The sequence below is a fragment of the Streptomyces sp. P9(2023) genome (assembly GCF_032436795.1).
Classification (GTDB): domain Bacteria; phylum Actinomycetota; class Actinomycetes; order Streptomycetales; family Streptomycetaceae; genus Streptomyces.
Genome location: NZ_JAUPWM010000390.1, coordinates 1 through 278, shown reverse-complemented (window position 1 = coordinate 278; position 278 = coordinate 1). Strand labels below are relative to the sequence as shown.

Sequence of the window (278 nt, the reverse complement as noted above, 5' to 3'; positions counted from 1 at the left end):
CCAGTCCTCGAGCGTCATGGCGACGATGGAGGGCACCGACATGCCGATGCCGCTGATGCGCCGCTCCGGCGGCGGCTCGATCATCCTGATGTCGTCGCTCGCCGGGCTGCGCGGCGCGCCGGGGCTCGCCGGCTACTGCGCCACCAAGGGCGGCGTTCGGCTGTTCGCCAAGGCCGTCGCGCTGGAATGTGCCGCGGCCGGCGACGGCGTGCGCGTCAACTCGGTCCACCCCGGCATCATCGACACCCCGATCTGGGGCAAGATCCCCACCGGCGCCG

At 73.0% G+C, this 278-nt stretch carries 1 protein-coding gene; it reads left to right on the top strand.

Annotated elements, in window-relative coordinates; all coding sequences use genetic code 11:
- Positions 1 to 16 precede the first annotated feature (16 nt).
- Positions 17 to 278: SDR family NAD(P)-dependent oxidoreductase (locus tag Q5762_RS38055; RefSeq protein WP_315896885.1), on the top strand; the 262-nt coding region annotated here is incomplete at its 3' end.